We start from the raw sequence: 24,052 nt of genomic DNA, 5'->3' as shown, positions 1-24,052 counted from the left end.
GGCCAGCGACAGGGTCAGCGATCAGGCCAGCGGTTAGGCCAGCGACCGTACCAGCAGCACGGCCGCCACAAAACCGCCCTGCCGCCGCCAGGGTTCAACCGAGTTCGTGATTGCCCAGCAGTTCCACTGCTTTCACCAGGGCCGAATGGTCCAGTTGATCCCAGCCCTGTGCCGCACAGGCCTGCATCAGCTGAGCGGTGTTGGCGGTGTTGGGCAGCGACAGGCTCAGCGCCTTGGCACTTTGCAGGGCCAGGTTCAGGTCCTTCTGATGCAGACCGATGCGGAAGCCTGGGTTGAAGGTGCGCTTGATCATGCGTTCGCCATGCACTTCCAGGATGCGGCTGGAGGCGAAACCGCCCATCAGCGCTTCACGCACCTTGGCCGGATCGGCACCCGCCTTGGAGGCAAACACCAGCGCTTCGCTGACGGCCGCGATGTTCAGGGCCACGATGATCTGGTTGGCGACCTTGGTGGTCTGGCCGGCACCGGCGCCGCCCACCAGCGTGATGTTCTTGCCCATCAGCGCAAACAGCGGCTGGATGCGTTCAAAGGTCTCGGGCTTGCCGCCCACCATGATGCTCAGCGTGCCCGCCTTGGCACCGACCTCACCACCGGACACCGGGGCATCCAGCCATGCCGCGCCCAGGGCTTCGATGCGGGCGGCGAAGTCCTTGGTCGCCATCGGCGAGATGGAGCTCATGTCCACCACCGTCTTGCCCTTGGACAGGCCTTCCGCCACGCCACCGGCGCCAAACAGCACCAGTTCCACATCGGGCGTGTCCGGCACCATGGTGAAGATGACATCCGCCTGGCGGGCGACCTCAGCCGCGCTGGTCAACACGGTGGCGCCAGCGGCCACCAGGTCAGCGGGCACATTGCTGCGAGTGTGGACAAACAGGCGGTGGCCGCCCTGCGCCAGACGCAGTGCCATGGGGGCGCCCATGATGCCCAGGCCGATGAAACCGATGTTGGTGCTCATGACTTCTCCTTCAGATGTCAGGTTCAAAGATACTTGTCGCGCAGGGCCTGGGTGGCTGACCGGAACACGCCCAGGTCGCTGCCCACGGCCACCATCGAGGCGCCCATGCCGATGTAGCGGCGCGCATCCGCTTCCACCGGCGCGAGGATGCCCACCGCCTTGCCCAGGCCACGCACGGCCTCGAAGACACTGGCCATGGCCGCCTGCACATCGGGATGGCCGGGATTGCCAAGATGACCGTAGCCGGCGGCCAGGTCCGACGGGCCGATGAAGATGGCATCCACGCCCTCCACGGCGGCGATATCGGCCACCGCCGCAACGCCCGCCGGGCTTTCGATCTGCAGACTCACGCTGATCTGCTCATTCACGCCCTGGAAGTAGCCGGGAATGGTGCCGTAGCGGTTGTTGCGCTGCGACACCGACACACCACGGATGCCTTGCGGGGGATAACGCGTGGCCGCGACCGCCATGCGGGCCTGATCGACCGTCTCGACAAACGGCACCAGGAAATTGGAGAAGCCGGCGTCCAGCAGCCGCTTGATCTCGACCACGTTGTTGCTGGAGGGACGCACCACCGGCGCGCTCACGCTGTCCTTCAGCGCCATCAACTGCGGCACGAAGCTGATGACGTCGTTGGGCGAGTGCTCGCCGTCCAGCAGCAGCCAGTCGAACCCCGCCACGCCCAGCACCTCGGTGGTGATGGGGTTGGCCAACGAGCACCAGCAGCCAATCAGGTGCTCGCCAGCGATCAGGCGCTGGCGGAAGGTGTTGGGAAAGCTGCTGTAGGGCGTGGTGGGGGTGGGCATGGGGACTCCTTGAAATTCAGTCGTGGGATCAATCAGTGCGGTGATCAGTCCAGCTTGATGCCGCTCTTGGACACCACGGCGGCCCAGCTCTGCCGCTCCTTCGCGAAGAAGGTGTTGAATTCGGTCGGGTTCATGGTGTTGACCTCGGCCCCTTGCGACGCCAGGCGTGCGCGCAGGTCCGGCGAGCGGATGATGCGGATGAGTTCTGCCGACAGCTTGCTGACGGCAGCAGGCGGCAGGCTGGCCGGGGCGAGGATGCCCTGCCACGTGCCGGATTCGAAACCGGGGGCGCCCTGCTCGGCGATGGTGGGCACATGGGGCAGCAGCGGCACGCGGGTGGACTTGCTCACGCCCAGCACCTTGAGCTTGCCGTTCTGCACAAAGGGCAAGGTGGCCAGCATGCCGTTCATCAGCACCTGGGTCTGGCCGGCGATGGTGTCGGTGACGGCTTGCGAGCCGCCCTTGTACGGGATGTATTCCCACTTCGCACCGGTGGCCGCCGCCACGGCAAAGCCGGCCAGGTGGGGGGCGCTGCCCATGGCGGTGACGGCAAAGTCGATCTTGGAGGTCTTGGACAAGGCCACCAGCTCTTTCAGGTTGTTGGCCGGCACGGAGGGATGCACCACCAGCAAGTGGGGGCTGTAGGCCAGCATGGCCACGCCCTTGAGGTCCTTGGACGGGTCAAAGGCCAGCTTGGTGTAGAGCGACGGGCTGATGGCCAGCGCAGTCACATCACACATCAGCAGCGTGTGGTCATCGGTGGCCTTGGCGACGGCATCGGCACCGAGGTTGCCGCTGGCGCCTGGCTTGTTGTCGATGATGATCGGCTGCTTGAGCGCTTCCGACAGCATCGGCTGGATGGCGCGGGCGATGATGTCCGACGAGCCGCCGGGGGTGTAGGGCACGATGATGCGCACCGGCTTGGTCGGCCAGGCCTGCGCCCAGGCGCCACTGGCGCCCACGCTGAGCGCGGCTGCGGCCAGGGTGGTGACAACGGCGGCGCGCACGGTGGTCCGCACGCGGGCCATCCCGCCGGCGCTGATGTCCGGCGTCATGCCGCAGGCGGGTGGGGCAGCGGGCCCAGGGACAGGGGCCTTCAATGTCTGGAATCGCATGTGTCTCGCTCCAAGGGGGTGGAAGGCATCGGTACCCGGGCGGCGGGATCTGGCGATCTCCTGGAGGACTCTCGGAAGGAGCGCGCCGCGCCGGGGGGATGGTGAACAGGGAACTGGAAGGTGAACCGGGAGGCTCGGAAGCAAAAAGAAGCTGGCGAGTCTCACCGCACCATGCAGGGCCGCTTGGGATCGAAGCGCCATCCGGGGATGAGGAACTGCATGGCGACCGAGTCGTCGCGGGCGCCCAGACCGTGCTGCAGGTAGAGCTGGTGGGCGGCGGCTACCGCTTCCATGTTCAGCGTCACCCCGAGACCCGGCGCCTTGGGCACGGCCACCTCGCCGCCGACGATGCGCAGCGGCTGGTTGGTGAGGAACTGGCCGTCCTGCCAGATCCAGTGGGTGTCGATGGCGGTCAGGCGGCCGGGCGCGGCGGCTGCGGCATGGGTGAACATGGCCAGCGACACATCGAAGTGGTTGTTGGAATGGGAGCCCCAGGTCAGGCCGAAATCCCGGCAGGTCTGGGCCACACGCACGGCGCCGGACATCGTCCAGAAGTGCGGGTCCGCCAGCGGAATATCGACTGACTGCAGGGTGAGCGAATGGATGAACTGCCGCCAATCGGTGGCCACCATGTTGGTGGCGGTGGGCAGCCCGGTGGCGCGGCGGAACTCGGCCATCACCTCGCGGCCGGAGAAGCCGTCTTCGGCGCCACAGGGGTCTTCGGCATACGCGAGCACCGGGCCCAGGTCGCGCAGCAGACGGATGGCGTCCTTGAGCAGCCAGCCGCCGTTGGGGTCCAGCGTGATGCGGGCGTCCGGGAAACGGGCCTTGAGGGCGCGGATGGCTTCGACCTCGGCTTCACCGGCCAGCACACCGCCCTTGAGCTTGAAGTCCTTGAAGCCATAACGGGCCTGTGCGGCCTCGGCCTGGGCCACGATGGCTTCCGGCGTCATGGCGGTGCGATGGCGCTGGGCGAGCCAGGCATCGCCTTGCGGCTCATCTTCCGGACTGACATATGGAAGATCGGTGCGCGTGCGATCGCCCACAAAAAACAGATAGCCCAGCATCGGCACGGCATCGCGCTGCTGGCCTTCGCCGAGCAGCTCGCACACGGGCACCCCGAGGTGCTGGCCCATCAGATCCAGCAACGCGCATTCCACGGCGGTGAGCACGTGGATGGTGGTGCGCAGGTCAAAGGTTTGCAGGCCGCGCCCGCCGACATCGAGGTTCTGGAAGCGGGCCTTGACCTGTGCCAGCAGCGCATTCCACCGGGCCACGGGTTGCCCGATCAGCATCTGCCCGGCCTCTTCCAGCGTCTTGCGGATCGATTCGCCGCCCGGGATTTCCGCCACACCCACATGCCCGGCGTTGTCCTCCAGGACCAGCAGATTGCGGGTAAAAAACGGCGCATGTGCGCCGCTCAGGTTCATCAACATTCCATCGCGCCCTGCCACCGGAATGGCCCGCGCCGACTTCACCAAAGGACTTGTCATCACATCTCCTTCAACGCCCCACCCCACAAAGGTGGCCGCTCACCCATCCCCCTCGCGCCAGCCCCACCAAGGGCGGCCGCCATCCCTACGCGACCGAGCCAGTCGTTCTGCCGCCCGCCCCCAGCCGAGTCCGGAGATCCGGCTTTGCCGGGCTCCGACTGCCCCCTGGGGGGCGCGCGCAGCGCGTAGGGGGGGTCCCAATCAATCTGCAGTGATCTTTCGCGTTTCGATGAGTTGCTTCCAGCGCGCGTATTCGGCCTTCTGGAAGGCCTGTGCCTGGTCCGGATTGCTCGCCACGATTTCGAAGCCCAGATCCTTGAACTGCTTCTGGATCGCCGGGTCCTGCAGCACGCTGGTCATGTCCTTCACCAGTTGGGTGCGCAGTGCGGCGGGCAGGCCGCGCGGCACGGCCACGCCCTGCCACGAATACACATCCGCGCCCTTCACGCCCAGCTCGCTCAGCGTGGCCACATCCGGCAGCACCGCCGACCGCTTGTCGCCTGTCACCGCCAGCGCCCGCAGCTTGCCGGCCTGGATGTGAGAGAGCACCGAATTGATGTTCTGGAACGACGCATCGATCTGCGCCCCCAGCAGGTCGCTGATGGCCGGGCCACCGCCCTTGTAGGGCACATGCAGGCCGGAGGTGCCCGTCTGCAGCCAGAAGAGTTCCGCCGTCAGGTGGTCCGAGGAGCCATTGCCGGAGGAGCAGAAGGTCACCTGGCCGGGCCGCTTCTTCAGCTCTTCGATGACATCTTTCAGCGACTTCAGCGGCGACGACGCCGGCACCACCAGCACATTGGGCGCCTGCACCGCCACGGTCAGCAGGTCCAGGTCCTTGAGGGCGTCGTACTGCACCGACTTCAGCAGATGCGGTGCAATGACAAAGGGCCCCAGCGACGACACCAGGATGTTGTAGCCGTCCGGTGTGGAACGCTTGATCTGCGCGGTGCCCAGCGTGCCCGTCGCGCCGGGACGGTTGTCCACGATCACCGTCTGGCCCCACTTCGCTTGCAGCTTGGCGCCCATGGCGCGGGCCAGGAAGTCGCTGGTGCCGCCCGGCGGGAAGGGCACCAGCATCGTGACGGGTTTGTCAGGGAAGCCCGAGGCCAGCGCGGGGCTGACCGCAACACTGGCCAGGCTTGCGCCAAGACCCAGGGTGAAGAGGGCGGAAGCCAGGCCTGAGCTCAGGCGGCGGATCAAGCGGTTCATCAGTGTCTCCAGTTGCCGGCCCTGCCCTGCCTTGGACGGGGACCGAATCCGAACGGACCGCTCTTTCTACAACGTTCTGCACAACGACTTCTGTATAACGACGTGCGGCGGCCTTGTTGTCAGTCATCATACAAGTGCAATCGGAGCTCTGACAACCGGGCAGCGGGGCCGATCGGATCAGGACTTACACGTAGCTAAGCGCCGCCCTGCTCCCGCAGGGCCTGCGCGGCGCGGCGACGGCGCTCCCGGCTGTTGGCCAGGTGGGTGCGCATGGCGGCACGGGCCGCTTCGCTGTCCTGCCCGGCAATCGCATTGAGGATGCTTTCGTGCTCGGCATTCACCCGGCGCAGGTACTCCCGCTGGGCGGCGGCATCCGGTTGTTCGGTCGCCAGCCGGGCCCGCGGGATGCTGGGTGCGCCCAGGGTGGACATCAGCTGTTCAAAATGCGGATTGCCCGTGGCGCGAGCGATTTCCAGATGGAATTGGAAGTCCGCGCCCACGGCGTCCCGGCCGGCTTCAGCGGCGGCGGAGAAGGCTTCCAGCGCCTCGCGCATCACCTCCAGATGGCGCTCAGTGCGGCGCTGGGCGGCCAGGGCGGCAGCTTCGGTTTCCACGCCGATGCGCAGTTCCAGCACGGCCACCACGTCATGCAAGGTGGCCATTTGGTCCGCAGAGATGCGAAACGCCCCCCCCTCCCCCATGCCCAGCACAAAGGTCCCGATGCCATGGCGGGTCTCCACCAGACCTGCGGCCTGCAGCTTGGAAATGGCCTCGCGGACGACCGTCCGGCTGACGGTGAACTCGGCCATGATGGCCGCTTCCGTGGGCAGTTTGTCGCCCTGGGCCAACTGGCCGGTGCGAATGCGCTCGCCCAGCGACTCGACCAGACCATGGGCCAGGCTGCGGGGGCGACGAAGGGACGGACGGGCGTTCATTGGACAGGGGTTGTACGACAACTCAGATAAATTCGCCACCGAGCTTTTACCAACGGAAAACAAAAGCCGGCCCCTGGGGCCGGCATCGGAGAAGGCAGCCGGCACTTGGGCCGGCCGGAGGAGGCAGCCAGCCCTGGGGCCGACGCAGGAAGAAGCAGCCGGCGCAGTCCGGCAAGCAAAGGCAGAGGCCACCCCGCAGACCGGCAAGGGGTGAAGAAGCCCCCCCCCCGTCAGACCAGCACGCGCTCGATACCGCCGTTGTTGGCCTGGGCCACGTACTCGGGCATCCACTGCTCCCCGAGAATCTGGCGAGCCATTTCCACCACGATGTAGTCCGCTTCCAGCAGGCCATTCTGCAAGTCGCCGCCGTAACGGCTCAGGCCCTGCAGGCAGCTCGGGCAGCTGGTCAGGATCTTGAGGTTCTCCTGCGCGCCCACCTTGCCGGTGGCCCGCAACTGGGTCTCGGCCTTGCGCAGCTCTTCTTCCTTGCGGAAGCGCACCTGCGTAGAGATGTCCGGCCGGGTCACGCCCAGCGTGCCGCTTTCACCGCAGCAACGCTCGCTCTTCATCACCTCGGGGCCAACCAGCGCCTTCACCGTCTTCATCGGGTCCTGCAGCTTCATCGGCGAATGGCAGGGGTCGTGGTAGAGATAGGCTTGCTTGCCTTCCAGCGTCACGCCCTTCTCCAGCAGGTATTCGTGGATGTCCACGATGCGGCAGCCGGGGAAGATCTCTTCGAACTTATAGCCCTGCAACTGGTCATAACAGGTGCCGCAGGAGACGACCACCGTTTTGATGTCCAGGTAGTTCAAGGTGTTGGCCACGCGGTGGAACAGCACCCGGTTGTCGGTGATGATCTTCTCGGCCTTGTCGAACTGGCCGGAGCCGCGCTGCGGATAACCGCAGCACAGGTAGCCCGGCGGCAGCACCGTCTGCACCCCGGCATGCCAGAGCATGGCCTGGGTGGCCAGGCCCACCTGGCTGAACAACCGCTCCGAACCGCAACCGGGGAAATAGAACACCGCTTCTGCATCCGACCGGGTGGTGGCCGGGTTGCGGATGATGGGGACGTAGTTCTTGTCCTCGATGTCCAGCAGTGCCCGTGCCGTCTTCTTGGGCAGGCCGCCCGGCAGCTTTTTGTTGATGAAGTGGATGACCTGTTCCTTCACCGGCCCGTTGCCCACGGTGGCGGGAGGCGCCTGGGTCTGCTTGCGTGCCAGGCCGCCCAGCAGCCGGTTGGCCATGCGCTGGGCCTTGAAGCCAACGCCCACCATGGCCGCGCGGGCCACCTTGATGGTTTCCGGATTGGTGGCGTTCAGCATGAACATGGCCGCCGCATTGCCGGGGCGGAAGCTCTTCTTGCCCATCTTGCGCAGCAGGTTGCGCATGTTCATGGTGACATCGCCGAAGTCGATCTTCACCGGGCAGGGATTCACGCACTTGTGGCAGACGGTGCAGTGGTCCGCCACGTCCTCGAACTCTTCCCAATGCTTGATGGACACGCCCCGGCGGGTCTGCTCTTCATACAGGAAGGCCTCGACCAGCAGCGACGTGGCCAGGATCTTGTTGCGCGGGCTGTAGAGCAGGTTGGCGCGTGGCACATGGGTGGCACACACCGGCTTGCACTTGCCGCAGCGCAGGCAGTCCTTGATGGACTCGCTGATGGCGCCGATGTCGCTCTGCTGCATGATGAGCGACTCATGCCCCATCAGGCCGAAGCTGGGCGTGTAGGCATTGGTCAGGTCGGCAAAGGTGCTTTGCGAACCGGCCGTGGGGCGCAGCAGCTTGCCCTTGTTGAAGCGGCCTTCCGGGTCCACCCTGGCCTTGTAGCTGGCGAAGTTGGCCAGCTCATCGTCGGTCAGGAATTCCAGCTTGGTGATGCCGATGCCGTGCTCGCCCGAGATGACGCCATCCAGCGAGCGGGCCAGCGTCATGATGCGGCCGACCGCTTCATGCGCCGTCTGCAGCATCTCGTAGTTGTCGGAGTTCACCGGAATGTTGGTGTGCACATTGCCGTCGCCGGCATGCATGTGCAGCGCCACCCACACCCGGCCGCGCAGCACCTCCTTGTGGATGCGCTTGCATTCGGCCAGGATGGGCGTGAAGGCCGCCCCGGCAAAGATGTCCTGCAGCGGCTTGAGGATCTGGGTGCGCCAGCTGGCGCGCAGGGTGTAGTCCTGCAGCAGTTCAAAGAAGCTGCGGCCTTCGGGCTGCTGCACATCCAATTGCTGCATCCAGGTGCGCCAGAGCGTGCCGATCTCGTCCAGCAGCGACAACGCCTGCTGCACCCGGTCTTCCAGCAGTTCGGCGCTGGGGATCTCGCCGGCATCGTCGCTGCGGCCCAGCGGCAGCGACCCATTGGAGAAGAACTCCTTCAGCGCGTCCACCAGCTGCAGCTTGTTGCGCAGCGACAGTTCGATGTTGATGCGCTCGATGCCCAGCGTGTATTCACCCATGCGAGGCAGCGGAATCACCACGTCCTCGTTCACCTTGAAGGCATTGGTGTGCTTGGAGATTGCGGCGGTGCGCTTGCGGTCCAGCCAGAACTTCTTGCGGGCATCGGCGCTGACGGCGATGAAGCCTTCGCCCGAACGGCCATTGGCCAGGCGCACGACCTCGCTGGTGGCACGGGCCACCTCATCCGCATCGTCCCCCACGATGTCGCCGATCAGCACCATCTTGGGCAGGCCGCCGCGCTTGCTCTTGGTGGCGTAGCCCACCGCCTTGAGGTAGCGGTCGTCCAGATGCTCCAGCCCGGCGAGGATGGCCCCGCCCGGCTTCTTCATCTCGGCGAACATGAAGTCCTTGATGTCCACGATGGACGGCACGCAGTCCTTGGGATTGCCAAAGAACTCCAGGCAGACGGTGCGCACATGCGCCGGCATGCGGTGCACCACCCAGCGGCAGCTGGTGATCAGGCCGTCGCAGCCTTCCTTCTGGATGCCAGGCAGGCCGGCCAGGAACTTGTCGGTCACGTCCTTGCCCAGCCCCTCCTTGCGGAAGGTGCGGCCCGGAATGTCCAGACGCTCGGTGCGTTCCAGCTTCTTGCCGGTGGCATCGAAGTAGCGCAGCTCGAAGCTCGCCACCTCCACATCATGGATCTTGCCCAGGTTGTGACCGATGCGGTGTACTTCCAGCCATTTGGCTTCGGGCGTGACCATGCGCCAGGACGCCAGGTTGTCCAGCGCCGTGCCCCACAGCACCGCCTTCTTGCCACCGGCGTTCATGGCGACATTGCCGCCGACGCAGGAGGCTTCGGCCGAGGTCGGGTCCACCGCAAAGACAAATCCATGCAGCTCGGCCAGGTCCGACACGCGCTGGGTGACCACGCCGGCCTCGGTGAAGATGGTCGGCACTTCCCGGTCCATGCCGGGCAGCACCATCATCTCCACGCCGCGCATGGCTTCGAGTTTTTCGGTGTTGATCACCGCCGTGTTCCACACCAGCGGCACGGCGCCCCCGGTGTAGCCAGTGCCGCCGCCCCGCGGGATGACGGTCAGGCCCAGCTCGAAGCAGCCGGCCACCAGGGCCGCCATTTCCGCTTCGGTGTCCGGGGTGAGCACCACAAACGGGTATTCCACCCGCCAGTCGGTGGCGTCGGTCACATGGGCCACCCGCGACAGGCCGTCGAACTTGACGTTGTCCTTGGCGGTGTGGCGGGCAAACACCCGCGTGGCCCGCTTGCGCAGCTCAGCCACCTGTTCAAACTGGTGAGAAAAAGCGGCCACCGCAGCTTCGGCGGCGGTCAGCAGTTCGCCCACCCAGGCGTCCCGCTGGGTGTCGTCTTCCGGATGGCGGCGCCGCTGCACTTCGGTCAGCCGGTGCCGCAAGGCCCCGATCAGCGCTTCCCGGCGCTTGGGGTTGTCCAGCAGGTCGTCCTGCAGGTAGGGGTTGCGCTGGACCACCCAGATGTCGCCCAGCACTTCATACAGCATGCGGGCGGAACGGCCGGTCTGGCGCTCGCCGCGGAGCTGGTCCAGCAGCTCCCAGGCGCGCGCACCCAGCAGACGAAGGACGATTTCGCGGTCGGAGAAAGAGGTGTAGTTGTAGGGAATCTCGCGCAGCCGGGGTGCGGGCGCGTGGGTCTGGGTCAGATCGCCGGCCATCGCGGGGTCGGCGGGCATCAGGAGATGCGGTGCATTCATGGCGGCCAGGTGCGTGAACACCCTGGGTTGCGGCCCGGCGCATGCAGCGAAGGGCCAGGCTGGGACACTGGAAACCGGACGGTGACAACCGTGGCCCCGGGGTCGGGCAGCGCCCGGACTTTTGGTCCGCCAGCGCCGGACCGGGGTCTGGCACTGGTATGGCGTTCGCGAAAGGCCTGGATGTCGGCCGGCCCGGGCGGGGCAATGGTCGGAATCCTACCTTAGGGACAGAAGGCCGCCGTGGTCCGGGGCCTCTAGAGGGACACCCAAAGAGGGCTTCCCCCAGTGTTCGCTGGGTGCCAAGCGGTCATTCGCCCCTGCGGCGGGTGTCACAATGGCTTCATAAGCTCTGCGGCGTCCGGCGTGACGCCGTCACAACATCCTTTGGAGCATTGGAGACCCATGAAGACTTCCCTGCTTGCCGCCGCACCGGCGGCTCTGCTCGTGGCCGCACTGGCCGCCCATCCCCTCACCGCCCAGGCCCAGACGGAAATCCAGTGGTGGCATTCCATGGGCGGCGGCCTGGGGGACTGGGTGAACGACCTGGCCAAGGATTTCAATGCCAGCCAGAAGGACTACAAGGTGGTGCCGGTCTACAAGGGTGCCTATGACGAGTCCATGGCCGGTGCCATTGCCGCCTACCGTGCCGGCAACGCCCCTCACATCCTGCAGGTCTTTGAGGTGGGCACCGCCACCATGATGGCCAGCAAGGGGGCCGTGGTGCCGGTGGGCGAGCTGATGAAGCAAGCCGGGGTGAAGTTCGACACCTCCGCCTATGTGCCGGCGGTGGCGGGGTATTACACCGCGCCCAACGGCCAGATGCTGAGCTTCCCGTTCAACAGCTCCACCACCGTCCTGCACTACAACAAGGACGCTTTCAAGGCCGCCGGGCTGGACCCGAACAAGCCGCCGTCGTCCTGGCCGGAAGTGGCCGCCGCCGCCGCCAAGCTCAAGGCGTCCGGCCACAAGTGCCCCTTCACCACCAGCTGGGTGGGCTGGACGCAGCTGGAAAGCTTCTCGGCCTGGCATAACGTGGAATACGCCACCCGCAACAACGGCTTTGGCGGCCTGGATGCTCGGCTGGTCTTCAACTCGCCGCTGCATGTGCGCCACATCGAGAACCTGGCCAACATGGCCAAGCAGGGGCTGTTTGTCTACAAGGGCCGTGGCAATACCGCCGACGCCACCTTTGTGTCCGGTGAATGCGCCATGCAGACCGGCTCGTCCGGCCTGTATGCCAACATCAAGAAGAGCGCCAAGTTCGCGTCCGGCATTGCGCCGCTGCCGTATTACCCGGATGTGCCGGGGGCGCCGCAGAACACCATCATCGGGGGCGCCAGCCTGTGGGTGATGGCGGGCAAGAAGCCGCAGGAATACAAGGGCGTTGCCGCCTTCCTGCAATACCTGGCCCGCCCGGAAGTGGCCGCCGCAAGCCATCAGCGCACCGGTTATCTGCCGGTCACCAAGGCGGCCTATGAGCTGACCGAAAAGAGCGGTTTCTATCAGGCCAACCCTGGCACCGATGTGGCCGTGACCCAGATGATCCGAAAGACCACGGACAAGAGCCGTGGCGTGCGCCTGGGCAACCTGCCGCAGATCCGCACTATCGTGGATGAGGAACTGGAACAGGTCTGGGCCGGCCGCAAGGCGCCCAAGCAGGGGCTGGACGATGCCGTGCGACGCGGCAACGAGCTGCTGGAACGCTTCCAGAAGTCGGCCAAACTCTGATGAGCCAGCAGAAGCGCGTTGTCTTCCGCTCGGGATGGCTGCCCTGGGTGCTGCTGGCACCCCAGGCGGCCGTCATCGGCGCGTTCTTTTTCTGGCCGGCCAGCCAGGCGCTGCTGCAGAGCCTGCAGCAGCAGGATGCCTTCGGGCTCGCGGTGGACTGGGTGGGGCTGGAGAACTTCAGCCGCTTGTGGGATGACGCGGGCTATCTCGCCTCTTTCCGCACCACGGCGGTGTTCTCGCTGCTGGTGGCCGTGCTGGGCCTGGGCATCTCGCTGCTGCTGGCCACGATGGCCAACCGGGTGGTGCGGGGCGCCACCCTCTACCGCACGCTGTTGATCTGGCCCTATGCAGTGGCCCCGGCGATTGCGGGGGTGTTGTGGCTCTTCATGTTCGCGCCCTCGATGGGGGTGGTGTCTGACGGGCTGGCGCGCCTGGGCTTCGAGTGGAACCATCTGCTGAATCCTGGCCACGCGATGACGCTGGTGGTGGCCGCCGCCGTGTGGAAACAGATCTCCTACAACTTCCTGTTCTTCCTGGCCGGGTTGCAGTCCATCCCGAAGTCGCTGCTGGAAGCGGCGGCGATTGATGGCGCGAGCCCCTGGAAGCGCTTTTGGACCATCACCTTCCCGCTGCTGTCGCCCACCAGCTTCTTCCTGCTGGTGATCAATGTGGTGTATGCCTTCTTCGACACCTTCGGCATCATCGATGCGGCCACCCAGGGCGGTCCCGGCAAGGACACGGCCATCCTGGTCTACAAGGTCTATTACGACGGCTTCAAGGCCATGGACCTGGGCGGCTCGGCCGCACAGAGCGTGGTGCTGATGGCGGTGGTGATCGTGCTCACGGTGATCCAGTTCCGCTTCGTGGAGCGCAAGGTCAATTACTGAACGGGTGTCTTCATGGTTGAACGCCGACCCGCGCTCACACTGCTCTCCCACCTGATCCTGGTGCTGGGCGTTCTGATCGTGGCCTTTCCGCTCTACATCGCTTTTGTGGCGTCTACCCAGACGGCGCAGGCCATCGTCCAGGCCCCGATGCCGCTGGTGCCCGGCGGCCATCTGCTGGAGAACTATCAGGCGGCCCTCACCGGCAGCGGCAGCAGCGCGGGCTCCAATGCGCCGGTGGCGCGCATGATGTGGGTGAGCCTGGTCTGTGCCGTGCTGATTGCGGTGGGCAAGATTGCCATTTCGCTGCTCTCAGCCTTTGCCATCGTGTACTTCCGCTTCCCGATGCGGCAGCTGTTTTTCTGGGCCATCTTTGTCACGCTGATGTTGCCGGTGGAAGTGCGCATCGGGCCCACCTATCAAGTGGTGGCCGACCTGCAGCTGCTCAACAGCTATGCGGGGCTGACGGTGCCGTTGATCGCCTCGGCCACGGCCACCTTCCTGTTCCGGCAGTTCTTCCTGACCGTGCCGGATGAGCTGGTGGAAGCCGCCCGCATCGATGGCGCGGGGGCGCTGCGATTCTTCCGGGATGTGCTGCTGCCGCTGTCGGCCACCAGCATCGCGGCGCTGTTTGTCATCCAGTTCATCTACGGCTGGAATCAATACCTCTGGCCGCTGCTGGTGACCACCGATGAGCAGATGTACCCCGTGGTCATCGGCATCAAACGCATGATCAGCGGCGGCGATGCCGCCAATGACTGGAACATCATCATGGCCACGGCGGTGCTCGCCATGATCCCTCCCGCCCTGGTCGTGGTGCTGATGCAGCGCTGGTTCGTCAAGGGTCTGGTCGATACCGACAAATAAACATGGCAAGCATTTCCCTGCGCAATGTCGTCAAGCAGTATGGCCACGGGGCCAAGGCCAACCCGGTCATCCATGGTGTGAATGCCGAGATCCAGGACGGTGAGTTCGTGGTCATCGTCGGCCCGTCGGGCTGCGGCAAGTCCACGCTGCTGCGGATGGTGGCCGGCCTGGAAGAGATCAGCGGCGGCGAGATCGACATCGGTGGCCGTGTGGTCAACGATGTGGAGCCGGCGGACCGGGACATCGCGATGGTGTTCCAGAACTACGCGCTGTATCCCCACATGAGCGTGTTTGAGAACATGGCCTATGGGCTGAAGATCCGCAAGCTGAGCGCGGCGGACATTCAGACCCGGGTGGACAAGGCCGCGCGCATCCTGGAGCTGGGGCATCTGCTGCAGCGCAAGCCGCGCGAGCTGTCCGGCGGACAGCGGCAGCGGGTGGCCATGGGCCGCGCCATCGTGCGGGACCCGCAGGTGTTCCTGTTTGATGAGCCGCTGTCCAACCTGGATGCCAAGCTGCGGGTGCAGACCCGGCTGGAGATCCAGGGGCTGCATCGGGAGCTGGGTGTGACCGCGCTGTTTGTCACCCACGACCAGGTCGAGGCGATGACCCTGGCCCAGCGGATCATCGTGATGAATGCCGGCCGCATGGAGCAGTTCGGCACGCCGGAAGAGGTCTACAGCCGACCGGCCACCACCTTTGTGGCCAGCTTCATCGGCTCCCCGGCCATGAACCTGCTGCGGGGCCGGGTGGAGGGGGACCGCTTTGTGGTGGGCCAGACATCGCTGCCTCTGCCCTCGCCTGCGCCGCGCCAGGGCGAGCTGGTGCTGGGGCTACGGCCGGAGCACGCCGTGCCCCTGAGCGGCGGTGCCGGCCAGAGCGAAGCGACCGACCCGACCGCTTGGCCGTTGCGCGTGGAATTCGTGGAGATGCTGGGGGCGGAACGGCTGGTGTATGGGCACCTGGGCGGGCAACCGTTGTCCGGCGACCGGCCAGTCGGCCACCGCGCCGGCACCGACCCCACCGCCTTCACGCTGCGCATCGCCGGGACCGACCATCCGCCGCATCCGGGTGATACTGTCTGGATGCAGGCACCGGCCGTGCGCCTGCACTGGTTCGACGCCACCCACGGCCGCCGTGTGGAGGAGTGATTCATGGATGCGCATCCCTGGCCCTGGTCCCTGCCCTTCTGGATTGCCCACCGTGGCGCCGGCAAGCTGGCCCCCGAAAACACGCTGGCGGCCTTTCGCGAAGGCGCACGGCATGGCTACCGCGCGTTTGAATGCGATGTGAAGCTGGCCGCCGATGGGGTGCCGTTTCTGCTGCATGACGCCACGCTGGACCGTACCACCACCACGCGTGGCCGTGCGTCGGACCGAACCTGGGCCGAGCTCTCCCGGCTGGATGCCGGCCGCTGGCATAGCCGAGCCTATGCGGGGGAACCGCCGGCCAGCCTGGAAGCGATTGCCGCCTTTGTGCGGGTCAATCAGCATGCACTGAACATCGAGATCAAACCCACCCCCTTGGATGAGCGGCGCACCGGCCAGGTGGTCGGCCAGGAAGTGATGCGCTTGTGGAAGGAGTCCGGCCCGGTGTCGCTGCTGTTCAGCAGCTTCGAGCCGGAAGCGCTTCGCGGGGCAATGGAGACCGCACCGCAGGTGCCCCGCGCGCTCTTGCTGGACAAGCTGAAGGACGATTCGCTGGCCATCGCCCAATCGCTGGAATGCCGGGCGGTGGTGACCCACTATGCGCTGATGGACCAGGCCTTGGTGGAGCAGTTGCACCGGCTGGGCATGAAGGCGCTGGTCTATACCGTCAATGATGCGGCGACGGCGCAATGGCTGATCACCAATGGGGTGGACGGCATCATCACGGATGCAGTGGATCGGTTCAGTCCCACGGCATGATGCGCGGGCGGCTGGCCGCTAATGGTTGGCGGCTGACGGTCGGCCGCTAATGGTTGGTGGCTCCTGGCTCGCGGCTGGCGGTCGGCCGCTAACGGTGGGCGGTGGGCCGCTGGCGCCAAGCGTCCGTGTGGGGAAGCCGTCCGCTGCAGCGCCGCCTCCGGTCAGCGCAGCCGCCCTGGATCACGCAGTTCGTCGAGGGACACCATGCCGTAGATGCAGGTGTCGCGCGGTGTGGCATCCACGCCCAGCATGTCGTTGCGCAAAGTGCCTTCCAGTGCGAAACCGCAGCGCTCAGCCACCGCGCGGCTGGCCAGGTTGCGCGCATCGGTACGGATCTCCACCCGCATGGCCCGCAATTGACTGAAGGCCAGCCGCGTGAGCGCGACCACCGCTTCGCTGGCCAGCCCACGCCCTGTGGCGTCCGGAGCCAACCAGTAGCCGATCTCAAAACGACGCTGGGCCCAGTCCAGCCGCATCAGGCCCGCACCGCCGCACAGGCGGCCCGGGCCACCGTCCGGCGTGCGTTCGTAGAGAAAATAGGCCAGGTGCTGACGGTTGAGAAATTCCGCCAGCATGCGCCGCACCACCGCTTCGGACTCCTCCACGGACGGCATCTCCTGGGCCCAGGACATCCATGGCTGCAGATGCGGCAATGAGCGCTGGATGGCCAGGTTGAGGACGGCGCCATCGCCAACACGAGGGGTGAGCAGCAGCACCTGGTCGGTGCTGAGCACTTCGGGCACCTGAATCAGGACGGGGTCTTTGGCTTTCATGGGGATCCGCAGGAGGCGCCAGTGCGCAGGAGTGCCGGAGACGGCGGGCTCCTGTCAGTTGCCATTGGCGGATTGCAGGTTCAAACCGCCCGGCTGGGTTTCGACACCCAGCATTTGATGCTCATCAGCCACGGTGGGCAATGTCTTGACGGTGCGAATGGCCCGCAATTGCGAAGCCAGCAGCGTCAGCAGCAAGGCCCCCACGCCGGAGAACAGCAAGGCCGCGCGCAGGCTCACATGCTCGCCCAGCCAGCCCCCCAGCAAGGCCCCCGGGCCCGCAGGAATCAGGGTGAGCCAGCGGATGGTGCTGGTCATCCGGCCCAGCAGCGGTGTGGGCGTAACGGCCTGGCGCAAGGACAAAAAGTTGATGAAGATCAACACTGCGCCGACACCAAAAGCAAAGAGTGCCAGGGCAAACGCCCCCACCCCCCAGGCGTTGGCGGGCGCCAGCGCCAGGATCATCCAGCCCAGGCCGGTGATGCCAAAGCCGGTCACCAGGCAAGGGCCGGGGCCCAGCCAGCCGCTGATGCGGTGGCCGAAGATGCTGGCCAGCACGGTGCCCGCGCCCAGGGCGATGTAGGACAGCCCGACGCTTTGCGCCGACAGGCCCAGCACCCGGGTGGCAAAGAGGATCTGCACCACCTGCGCCGCCTGATTGCACATCTGCCAGCCGCCGACGGACACCGCGAGACTGAACAGCAGCCGGTGGCGGCAGACAAAACCGACGCCCGTCTTCATGTCCCGCCAGAAATGGGCATTGCGGGACCGGTGCAGTTGCTCCTTGACGCGGACGCCGCGCAGGATCAGGGCGGAGCTGAGCAGCAGCAGGGCGTCCACGGCCAGGGCCATCGGCGCGCCCACCAGCTTGATCAGCGCCCCCGCCACCCCGGGGCCGGCCACTTCGGCGCCGGAGGAGGCCAAGGCATTCTTGGCATGCGCCTCCACCAGACGGTCCGGGCTGACCACCTGGGTGAGCACGATCTGGGCGGCGCTGCCGGCCACCGTGTACACAGTGCCCAGCAGGAAGGCCACGACATAGAGCCACGGCATGCTCAGCCAACCCAGCCACGCCGCCACAGGGATGCTGCCCACGGCAATGGCCAAGGTGACCTCGCCCACGATGTAGACCGGCAGCTTGCGCACCCGGTCCAGCCAGACACCGCCCGGCAGCGAGAACAGCACAAAGGGCACGATCTCCATCGCCGTCAGCCAGCCCATCTGCGTGGGACTGGCATGCAGCAGCACGGCGGCTGTGAGTGGCAGCGACAACATGGTGATCTGCCCGCCCAGCGAGCTGATCAGGATGGACGACCAAAGACGGCGGTAGACAACATCCCGCAGCAGATCGGCAGCGGGCAGGCGGCACAGATCGAGGCAGCGATCAATCAGTGACAAAGAGGCGGAAGGCCTGGCGGACATGGAACAACTCCGATGGTCTCTCGAAGAGACAGGTTTCCTGGAGAAACGGCTGGGCTACGGGGCGGCGGAAGCCTCGGTGGCGATGACAGTGATCCATGGACCCTTCGGAAGCGCTTGGAAGCGCTTGGAAGCGCGGTCCGGAGGGGGGTGGAGCACCGCTCGTCGGTGATCAACGGGTGAAGGCGGACGAGTGACGCGCAGAGGTGGTCAAGGGACCGAGTCCTTGGGTTCGGGCTGAGGCCCCAGTCCCCCATCCTTGAATGCACCCGGGCGACACCGTCCTTCGCTCCCGGGTGCCTCAGTGAGGGGAAACTCAGGAAAAGCTGAGGAGAGGCCCCTCACCCCGCAGCGCTGGCGCAGCGAACCGTGCCAGCGTGGGCATTCAGCGTCGTCGATGCCGGACGCGGCCCGCGCCTTCCGTCGGCACGGGTGGCGGGACCGATCTGCAGGCACAGGCCGATGTGCAGCCCGGTACGCAGGCCGATGTGCAACCCCATGCGCGCACCGCCGCCGCGACCGACTCAATGGCGTCGGATCTGGTGCGGTCGAGCAGCTTGGTCATGGGTGGCATCCAGGTAGGCGTGTCCAAGGATGCTAGCAGGGGCGGGTTGGCCCCCACAAGTGAAGAACGGCACGGTCCAGCCCCAATTGCCGGAGACTTTGAAAGACGACGTTACCAGCCGACGGCGGCGCCATCGCGCCGTGGATCGCTGGCGGCCACGTAGCCCTCCACCGCAGGATCGCCCAGGCGCCAGATGAATTGGCCGGCGCCGAAGTCCTGGTAGCTGTCGAGAATGTCCCCGATCTGGTGGCCCTTCTGGCGCAGGCCCTCGATGGTGGCCGGGTTCATGGTGGACTCCACATTGATCGACAGGCCCTGGTTGAAGCGCCAGCGCGGAGCGTCGCAAGCGGCCTGCGGCGGCTGGTGGTAGTCCAGCATGCGCACCAGCGTCTGCATGTGGCCCTGGGGCTGCATGTTGGCGCCCATCACCCCATAACTCATCTGCGGCTGGCCATCCTTCATCAGGAAGGCCGGGATGATGGTGTGGAAGGGCCGTTTGCCCGGTGCCACCTGATTCACATGGTCGGCGTCGCGGGTGAATCCATGGCCGCGATTCTGCAGCGACACCCCATATCCCGGCACCACCACGCCGGAGCCGAAGCCCATGTAGTTGCTCTGGATGAAGCTGACCATCATGCCGGACTCATCGGCAGCCGTGAGATAGATGGTGCCGCCCTTGACCGGGTTGCCGGCCTGGAAGTCCTGGGCACGGTCCGGGTGGATGAGGCGGGCCCGGCTCTTGAGATAGTCCGGGTCCAGCATCTCGTGGGCCTGGACCCGCATGGCGCGTGGGTCCGCCACATGGCGGTAGACATCGGCAAAAGCCAGCTTCATGGCCTCAATCTGGACATGCTGGGACGCCACGCTGTCCACCGGCAGTTCGGCCACGTCGGTGTGCTTGAGAATGCCCAGCGCGATCAAGGCGGCAATGCCCTGGCCGCTGGGCGGAATTTCGTGCAGGGTGTGGCCGGCATAGTCCATCGACAGCGTCTGGACCCACTCCGGCTGGTAGGCGGCGAAGTCCGCAGCGCTGATCGCCCCGCCCCCCTGCCGCGCAAAGGCTTCAACCGCGGCGGCAATCTCGCCTTGATAAAAAGCCTGGCCACGGGTCTCGCCAATCAGCCGCAGCGCGCGGGCGGCCTCCGGGAAACGGAACACTTCACCCACCTCCGGCGCGTGGCCGCGGGGCAGGAAGGTGTCGGCAAATCCAGGCTGGCTCACCAGGTCCTTCACCTCGGCGGCCATCGCCCATTTGCGCTGCACCACCACCGGCACGGCATACCCCCGCTCGGCGATCTCGATGGCGGGGGCCATCAAATCGGCGAACGGCAGCTTGCCGTAGCGCTCGCTCAGCGCCACCCAGCCGCCGACCGCACCGGGCACCGTGACCGCATCCCAGCCACGGCTGGGCAGATGCAGGCCGGCACCATGGCGGCGGTCGAAGTATTCCGGTGTCCAGGCCTGGGGGGCCTGGCCGGACGCATTCAGGCCCTGAAGCGACTGACCGTCCCACACGATGGCGAATGCGTCGGAACCCAGGCCATTGCTGCAGGGCTCGACCAGCGTCATGCAGGCCGCTGCCGCAATCGCGGCATCCACCGCATTGCCCCCCTGCGCCAGGATGCGCAGGCCCGCCTGCGCCGCCAGCGGATGGGAGGTGGACACGATATTGCGTGCAAATACCGGAGAGCGGACGCTGGGATAAGCGCGCGACCAGTCAAAGGCGTGCGAGGACATGAGGTCTCCAAATAGGCAGTTGCTGATTCGCCGCTTGAGGGCGTCAGGCTTGAATGGACGTCATCTTGTCCTCAAGCCGTGGCCGGCGCCAGCGGGCAATACCTGCCCCGGACATCGATGTTGCTGCAACGTGAACGTAACGCAATGCAAAGCCTCCGCCTGCAGGTCAACACAGTGTCGTCAGGTGGCGTTGTTTCCTCACCTTGTTCAACAGCCCTGGAGAAAACCAGATGCAAGCCCTGAAGACCGTGAAGACCCTGGCCCTGATCCCCGCCCTGCTGATCGCTGGTGCAGTCATGGCACAGACGCCTGCAGTTCCCGCCGCGACCCCGGCGCCTGCCAAGACCGAGGCCAAGGCCGAAGCGAAGACCGAAGCCAAGGCTGAAGGCACGACCGAGAAGAAGGCTCCCAAGCACAAGGCCGAGCACAAGGCCGGCACGAAGCATCACAAGGCTGAGAAGCCCGCTGACAAGGCTTCCGAAGCCGCCAAGTAAGCGTTCAAGGTCGATGGTGCCGCCTCGAGTGCGGCACCTACACTGAATGCCGCCCTCTGGGGCGGCTGCCGTCGTTTGTCGGGCTGTGTTGGTTGGCCGATGTTGGTCGGGCGGGGTTGGTCGAGTCTTGTTGATCGATCGTTGGTTTGCGAGCGGATTTGAGCAAGGTGGGCACACCCCTCGCGCAGCACAACACCCCGGCCGACCAGCCGACTGCGAAGCAGGCCCGCAGTTGAGAAGTCGAAGGACTGCGTGACGATCACCGGATCACCGGATCACCGCCCGGTCCAGGCGATCACACTCGTCGTTGTTGATCGCTTCCGTGACGGCCGGGTGACAGGCACTGGGGCCGGAGAGGCTGAGAATCTCAGCCACCTTCCCGTTCTCGACACGCATGTCGGCAACCACGGTGCCTTTGGTGCCCTCCCGCAGGACTTTGGCAGAAACCGCGGGGGCCACCCCAAACGGCGCGCACAACATTAAACGACCGCACCACTTCGGCCGAAACTGCGGGGCCACCCGCTTCCGGCCAAGGGCTGTGGCGGCGACTTTCACCACGGAGTCCTGAGCCGTTTTAGGACGCGCGGCGGTGCTGATCACCGAGACCTCTACGCCAGAGCTGCACTCGGTTCTCTTGTCATGAACTTCCAGCACCGTCCCACGGCCGTTCCCGCCGCGACAGAAGATTCATGCCCCCTCCCCAATCGATCGATGGTTCTACTTCACGGCATGAAGGGATGAGATCCCTTCCAAGATCCCTCCAATAACGCGTGATGACGCGATGTCAGTCCACGTGATCGACTGAGCACGGGGTGGCTCGCGCGAAGCTGCAGCCGATGTGGACTGCGGGCGGATCGTGGCGATGCGGCTCAATGGTGGCCGCCACGGCTCAGAAACCCCGTGACTTGCGTCACAAACATGATGTTTCGAGGATGTCCGAGATGGATGTCCGAGATGACTGCGGGGCGACGCTGGCGGCTTGGGCCTGCGGTGACAGTGGGACCGGGGGCGTCTTTGTGGCGCCTGGTGCCTGTTGCCTGTTGCCTGTTGCCTGTTGCCTTTGTCGCGCCAGGTGCCTTTGATGCCTTTGATGCGTTTGATGCCTTTGGGGGCTTTTCTGCCTCAGGCGGCTTGGGCCAGCCGGGCGATCGGGATGACCCGCGAAGAACTGCTGTTGCAGCTCACGCCATGCGCAGCGGCGCAGGCCTGCAGGGCCTCATCAAAGACCTGACGCGCACAGTCGTGGCAGCTGCCACAGGCCGACGCCACCTGGGTCTCGTCCTGCAGGACTTCGAAGTTGTGAACGCCTTCGGCCACACTGCGCCGGATGTCGCGGTCGGAAACTCGATGGCAGAGGCAGAGGATCATGGGGGCGTCAAAGTGCCGTTCCTTGGATGCAGCGGATGCTAACGCAAACAAGAACTGCTCTCAATTGACGCATCAAGACCTTTGACTTTGTCGGAGAACTGTGTCCGATCAGCGTACAACGGCGGCCATGTCCACCCTGCCTTGAGTCGCGGGGCAACTGCGCAGGGCGACCGCCACCGTCCGCACAGGCCCAGCCTGCACGTCAAAAAAAAGCCCCGACAGGCGGGGCTTTTGCGTGTCCGGGGCCAAGGCCCGGGCGGGAAACAGATCGCGTTTCAGGCCGAGGGGCCGTCCCCGACCTGGCTCTGCAGCCAGTTCTGTTCGCCGATCTGTGCAACCAGGTCGATCTGCGTTTCCAGGTGGTCGATATGGTCCTCGGTGTCCTTCAGGATCTCTTCCAGGACTTCGCGCGACACATAGTCCCGCACCGACTCGCAATAAGCGACCGCTTCCTTCAGAAGCGGATGGGAACCCGTTTCGATCTTCAGGTCGCAGTGCAGCACTTCCACGGCATTCTCGCCGATGAAGAGCTTGCCCAGGTCCTGCAGATTGGGCAGGCCTTCCAGCATCAGGATGCGATCCATCAGCTTGTCGGCGTGCTTCATCTCTTCAATCGATTCCTCGTACTCGTGCTTGGCCAGGCGCTCAAAGCCCCAGCTCTTCAGCATGCGGTAGTGCAGGAAGTATTGGTTGATAGCCGTCAGCTCATTCTTGAGCTGGGCATTGAGGTACTCGATGACCTTGGCATCGCCCTTCATGTTCTTCTCCTCAATCGAAATCCGGGAATCGTCAAAAACGGATCGTTGACCCGCAACGGCCGCATTCTCGTTCAGTCCCTACCCGCCGTGGGGACAAGACCCGGCCCCGACGCTCTTTTTGCGAAGCGTTCGCACCCGTACTTGCATCACGGTAGCGGGCGGCGAGGCCGCGCCCAGTCCCTTGCGCGAAGCGGTTCCGATCCATGTCTGCGTGCAAATTTCAGATTTCGTTTGCTATTGCGAATCGTTCTCATCTAAGATGTGGACATGACTGCTTATCACACCATCCCGACCCAGGCCCTGCCGGCCGCCGCGCTGGACATCAGCGCGCGCGTGGCCACGTCAGGTTCGCCGCGCCATGAAGCGGCTTCCCTGCCCCAGCGGCGGCGCGTCAGCAGCGAAGCGCTGCTGGGCAATGAGCGCGAGGTGGAGATCGAGCATTCCGGTCAGCTCTACCGCCTGCGCCTGACGTCGTTGGGCAAGCTGATCCTCACGAAATAGGGCCCCCCAGTCGCTTCGCTCCTGCCCCCAGGGGGCGCCAGCCAGCGGACTGGCAAAGCCAGATCCGCGGCTGTGGCTGGATGAGGGCCGCTGTCGCTTCGCTCCTGGGCCCAAGGGGCGGCAGCCAGCGGTCTGGCAAAGCCAGATCTGCGGCTGTGGCTGGATGAGGGCCGCTGTGGCTTCGCTCCTGGGCCCAAGGGGCGGCAGCCAGCGGTCCGGCAAAGCCAGATCTGCGGCTGTGGCTGGATGAGGGCCGCTGTGGCTTCGCTCCTGGGCCCAAGGGGCGGCAGCCAGCGGTCCGGCAAAGCCAGATCTGCGGCTGTGGCTGGATGAGGGCCGCTGTCGCTTCGCTCCTGGGCCGACAGGTGACCG

Annotated in this window: 21 protein-coding genes; 7 read left to right on the top strand and 14 right to left on the bottom strand. The window is 65.7% G+C overall.

The annotated features are described in order from the left end of the window. Positions 1–94 precede the first annotated feature (94 nt). The 7 genes from glxR to OU995_RS10290 all read right to left on the bottom strand — a co-directional run bounded on the left by glxR (position 95) and on the right by OU995_RS10290 (position 10,661). A complete protein-coding gene (gene glxR / locus OU995_RS10320) occupies positions 95–979 on the bottom strand; it encodes a 2-hydroxy-3-oxopropionate reductase (protein ID WP_267835443.1) in 885 nt (294 codons plus the stop codon). A gap of 23 nt (positions 980–1,002) precedes the next feature. Further along, positions 1,003–1,785 (bottom strand): 2-dehydro-3-deoxyglucarate aldolase, encoded by a 783-nt coding sequence (gene garL, locus OU995_RS10315; RefSeq protein WP_267835442.1) that lies wholly within the window; start codon positions 1,783–1,785, stop codon positions 1,003–1,005. 44 nt (positions 1,786–1,829) lie between these two features. Continuing rightward, positions 1,830–2,813, bottom strand: coding sequence for a Bug family tripartite tricarboxylate transporter substrate binding protein (locus OU995_RS10310; RefSeq protein ID WP_267836233.1), 984 nt, complete (start codon positions 2,811–2,813; stop codon positions 1,830–1,832). A 248-nt stretch (positions 2,814–3,061) separates the two neighbouring features. Then, positions 3,062–4,393 carry an enolase C-terminal domain-like protein gene (locus tag OU995_RS10305; protein WP_267835440.1) on the bottom strand — a complete coding sequence of 444 codons (1,332 nt, stop codon included), beginning with the start codon at positions 4,391–4,393 and terminating at the stop codon, positions 3,062–3,064. Between the two features lie 201 nt (positions 4,394–4,594). Further along, positions 4,595–5,602, bottom strand: coding sequence for a Bug family tripartite tricarboxylate transporter substrate binding protein (locus OU995_RS10300; protein ID WP_267835439.1), 1,008 nt, complete (start codon positions 5,600–5,602; stop codon positions 4,595–4,597). Between the two features lie 194 nt (positions 5,603–5,796). Next, on the bottom strand, positions 5,797–6,537 hold the full coding sequence (locus tag OU995_RS10295) for a FadR/GntR family transcriptional regulator (RefSeq protein ID WP_267835437.1): 741 nt from the start codon (positions 6,535–6,537) through the stop codon (positions 5,797–5,799). A gap of 230 nt (positions 6,538–6,767) precedes the next feature. After that, a complete protein-coding gene (locus tag OU995_RS10290; RefSeq protein WP_267835436.1) occupies positions 6,768–10,661 on the bottom strand; it encodes an FAD/FMN-binding oxidoreductase in 3,894 nt (1,297 codons plus the stop codon). 423 nt (positions 10,662–11,084) lie between these two features. Here OU995_RS10290 and ugpB point away from each other — a divergent pair, with 423 nt between their 5' ends. From ugpB to ugpQ, 5 genes are read left to right on the top strand one after another with little or no spacing between them, the layout of a single operon-like run. After that, entirely contained in the window at positions 11,085–12,410 is a 1,326-nt protein-coding gene (ugpB, locus tag OU995_RS10285) for a sn-glycerol-3-phosphate ABC transporter substrate-binding protein UgpB (protein WP_267835435.1), read from the top strand. Then, positions 12,410–13,297, top strand: coding sequence for a sn-glycerol-3-phosphate ABC transporter permease UgpA (ugpA, locus tag OU995_RS10280; RefSeq protein ID WP_267835433.1), 888 nt, complete (start codon positions 12,410–12,412; stop codon positions 13,295–13,297). Before ugpB ends, ugpA begins: the two co-directional genes overlap by 1 nt. Before the next feature lie 12 nt (positions 13,298–13,309). Next, positions 13,310–14,161, top strand: a complete 852-nt coding sequence (gene ugpE / locus OU995_RS10275; RefSeq protein WP_267835432.1) for a sn-glycerol-3-phosphate ABC transporter permease UgpE — start codon at positions 13,310–13,312, stop codon at positions 14,159–14,161. A 2-nt stretch (positions 14,162–14,163) separates the two neighbouring features. Beyond that, a complete protein-coding gene (locus OU995_RS10270; RefSeq protein ID WP_267835431.1) occupies positions 14,164–15,312 on the top strand; it encodes a sn-glycerol-3-phosphate import ATP-binding protein UgpC in 1,149 nt (382 codons plus the stop codon). A 3-nt stretch (positions 15,313–15,315) separates the two neighbouring features. Next, entirely contained in the window at positions 15,316–16,068 is a 753-nt protein-coding gene (gene ugpQ / locus OU995_RS10265; RefSeq protein ID WP_267835430.1) for a glycerophosphodiester phosphodiesterase, read from the top strand. A gap of 161 nt (positions 16,069–16,229) precedes the next feature. On the opposite strand, the gene OU995_RS10260 is transcribed toward ugpQ, so the two are convergent. The 4 genes from OU995_RS10260 to OU995_RS10245 all read right to left on the bottom strand — a co-directional run bounded on the left by OU995_RS10260 (position 16,230) and on the right by OU995_RS10245 (position 20,559). After that, positions 16,230–16,841, bottom strand: a complete 612-nt coding sequence (locus OU995_RS10260) for a GNAT family N-acetyltransferase (protein ID WP_267835429.1) — start codon at positions 16,839–16,841, stop codon at positions 16,230–16,232. A gap of 54 nt (positions 16,842–16,895) precedes the next feature. Next, positions 16,896–18,260: an MFS transporter gene (locus tag OU995_RS10255; protein WP_267835428.1), complete on the bottom strand. Its 1,365-nt coding sequence runs from the start codon at positions 18,258–18,260 to the stop codon at positions 16,896–16,898. Between the two features lie 338 nt (positions 18,261–18,598). Further along, a complete protein-coding gene (locus OU995_RS10250) occupies positions 18,599–18,757 on the bottom strand; it encodes a hypothetical protein (RefSeq protein WP_267835427.1) in 159 nt (52 codons plus the stop codon). A gap of 176 nt (positions 18,758–18,933) precedes the next feature. Beyond that, complete coding sequence (locus tag OU995_RS10245) at positions 18,934–20,559, bottom strand: gamma-glutamyltransferase family protein (RefSeq protein WP_267835425.1); 1,626 nt, start codon at positions 20,557–20,559, stop codon at positions 18,934–18,936. 230 nt (positions 20,560–20,789) lie between these two features. Here OU995_RS10245 and OU995_RS10240 point away from each other — a divergent pair, with 230 nt between their 5' ends. Continuing rightward, positions 20,790–21,053 carry a hypothetical protein gene (locus OU995_RS10240; RefSeq protein ID WP_267835424.1) on the top strand — a complete coding sequence of 88 codons (264 nt, stop codon included), beginning with the start codon at positions 20,790–20,792 and terminating at the stop codon, positions 21,051–21,053. 267 nt (positions 21,054–21,320) lie between these two features. On the opposite strand, the gene OU995_RS10235 is transcribed toward OU995_RS10240, so the two are convergent. The 3 genes from OU995_RS10235 to bfr form a co-directional block, all read right to left on the bottom strand. Then, on the bottom strand, positions 21,321–21,653 hold the full coding sequence (locus OU995_RS10235) for a hypothetical protein (RefSeq protein WP_267835423.1): 333 nt from the start codon (positions 21,651–21,653) through the stop codon (positions 21,321–21,323). A gap of 522 nt (positions 21,654–22,175) precedes the next feature. Continuing rightward, positions 22,176–22,421, bottom strand: a complete 246-nt coding sequence (locus OU995_RS10230) for a (2Fe-2S)-binding protein (protein ID WP_267835422.1) — start codon at positions 22,419–22,421, stop codon at positions 22,176–22,178. A 275-nt stretch (positions 22,422–22,696) separates the two neighbouring features. Continuing rightward, positions 22,697–23,179, bottom strand: coding sequence for a bacterioferritin (gene bfr, locus OU995_RS10225; protein ID WP_267835420.1), 483 nt, complete (start codon positions 23,177–23,179; stop codon positions 22,697–22,699). 267 nt (positions 23,180–23,446) lie between these two features. On the opposite strand from bfr, the gene hemP reads away from it, so the two are divergent. Beyond that, complete coding sequence (hemP, locus tag OU995_RS10220) at positions 23,447–23,680, top strand: hemin uptake protein HemP (protein ID WP_267835419.1); 234 nt, start codon at positions 23,447–23,449, stop codon at positions 23,678–23,680. The last annotated feature ends 372 nt before the right edge of the window (positions 23,681–24,052 follow it).

This window comes from Roseateles sp. SL47 (assembly GCF_026625885.1).
Lineage (GTDB): Bacteria > Pseudomonadota > Gammaproteobacteria > Burkholderiales > Burkholderiaceae_C > Roseateles.
Note: the sequence above shows the minus strand (reverse complement) of the source record. Positions and strands in the feature narration are given on the sequence as shown.